The sequence below is a fragment of the Kitasatospora nipponensis genome (assembly GCF_039528135.1).
Taxonomy (GTDB): domain Bacteria; phylum Actinomycetota; class Actinomycetes; order Streptomycetales; family Streptomycetaceae; genus Kitasatospora; species Kitasatospora nipponensis.
Window position 1 is genome coordinate 1 of sequence record NZ_BAAALF010000427.1, and the last position, 1,685, is coordinate 1,685.

General features: G+C 71.5%; 3 protein-coding genes. All 3 read left to right on the forward strand.

Features of this window, described 5'->3' with window-relative positions; translation table 11 throughout:
* Positions 1-553: hypothetical protein (locus tag ABD323_RS40880; protein WP_344447178.1), on the forward strand; the 553-nt coding region annotated here is incomplete at its 5' end.
* Positions 550-753, forward strand: a complete 204-nt coding sequence (locus ABD323_RS40885; protein ID WP_344447179.1) for a hypothetical protein — start codon at positions 550-552, stop codon at positions 751-753. The genes ABD323_RS40880 and ABD323_RS40885, both read left to right, overlap by 4 nt.
* 143 nt (positions 754-896) lie before the next feature.
* Positions 897-1,241, forward strand: a complete 345-nt coding sequence (locus ABD323_RS40890) for a hypothetical protein (protein ID WP_344447180.1) — start codon at positions 897-899, stop codon at positions 1,239-1,241.
* Positions 1,242-1,685: the final 444 nt, after the last annotated feature.

A 1,685-nucleotide genomic window follows, 5' to 3' on the forward strand; every position in this document is an offset into this window, starting at 1 on the left:
GACCACCGCGCTGGACTCCCTGTACCAGCGCATCCCCGCGCAGCAGCAGGCCGTCCTCCCGGCCCCGGCCCCGGTCGTCCCGGCAGCCGTCGAGCCGCCGACCACCCCGACCGTCGAGCAGCTGCCCGAGGTCGAGGCGGAGGCCGAGATCGTCACCGCCACCTACGCCACGGACTGGGTGAAGAACGGCTCCGGCTCGTGGAAGGCCGACCCCGGGATGTACGCCGCGTCGTACCCGGAGGCGGAGGTGGTCGAGGACCAGGCCGTCGCGCCCGCCGCGCAGCCCCAGCTCCCCACCGACCGCTGGCTCCAGCCGGTCCCGGACCAGGTGCGCACCGAGGTGCACACCCCCGTGCGCACCGGCTCTGACCAGCAGGTTGACGTGTACGACGACCAGGAGCCGGAGGTCACCGGGGAGATGACCCCGGAGCGCCGGCGGGAGCTGATCCTGGAAGCCATCGGGGAGGGCAAGAGCCAGCGCGAGGCCGCCGCCGCCGCGTCCTGCTCGCCGACCTACGTCCGCAAGGTCCTCACCAAGGAGGCCGCCGCATGAGCACCTGGCCGAACAAGACCGTCCCGCAGTTCACCAACGCCGAACTGGTGGCCGCGACCGAGCAGCACCAGGGCGACCCCGACCCGGTGATCCGCGATCTCGTCCGCAGCTGCACCGACGAGTGGGAGCACCGTCGCGGAGTGCGCCGCAGCCACGCTGTGGCCCAGAACCGCGCCGACCTCGCCGCCGAGTTCTGCTGACTGACGGGCCGCCAGGTTGTGAAGGTCCGGTGCGTTTTGCGACTTCTGCGACCGTCCCAACGCGCGCGGGCGCGCGAGGCGTAACGCTTTCGGCCCTCCCGGAGTTCACCCAATCGACTGATCTGTTGAAGGAGCGAGCCACCATGACCCAGTCCACCGCCGCAGACCTCGCCGCCGCGCGGGAGGCCATCACCGCGTACTTCGCCGCCGAGGCGCTCGGGGCCGAGCCCGCAGACCTCCCCCACGCCGAGCAGCGCCGCGATGAGGTCGCGGACGGCGCCCGCCTCACCCGGTCCGAGGCCCGCCTTGTCGTACTCCAGGCCCAGGACCTGCCCATCCAGCTCGGCCCGGCCCTCTTGAAGAACCCGACCGAGGCCGGCCACGCCGAGTACCGCGCCGCGCTCGACGTGCTCGAAGCCGTTCGCCGAGGGCTGCCGGCCGACGGCTACGACCTCCCCACCCTGGCCGACCGCCAGCGCGTCAATTAGCAGGCCACAGACGGGAAATGCCGCAGGGCCCGCCCCCCAAGCGGGGGACGGGCCCTGACGGTCTCCTTGGTCACATCGAGCACTTTCGCGCCGTGTGCCTCACGTAGTGCTTCCGTCCGGCATGATCTACCCCAGTACGAAAGCTTGAGAGGCGGGCCTTGCCGGGCCCTAACCCCTCCGGCCGAATCCCATTCACTGTCGCCCGGCTAGGCGAAGACAGCTGAGGAACCCGACCGCTTTGACCAGCGTAACGGGTGGCACCCCCACCCGCGCAACACCCCACGAGACTGGTGCACACGAAGGTGTGCACCCCGGTGCGCACCAGGTGCGCACCCCGGCCACCACCGGCCCAGACGTCGCTCCCGCACCCGCGGTCGAGCGCCCGGTCGACGGTGGCCTCGCCGATGCTCGAACCTCTGATGACTCGTCACGTGACGAGTCCAT

What these genes read in the sequence shown, in the direction of transcription:
- ABD323_RS40890 (WP_344447180.1), top strand. Translation starts at nt 897, where the DNA reads ATGACCCAGTCCACCGCCGCAGACCTCGCCGCCGCGCGGGAGGCCATC.
- ABD323_RS40885 (WP_344447179.1), top strand. Translation starts at nt 550, where the DNA reads ATGAGCACCTGGCCGAACAAGACCGTCCCGCAGTTCACCAACGCCGAA.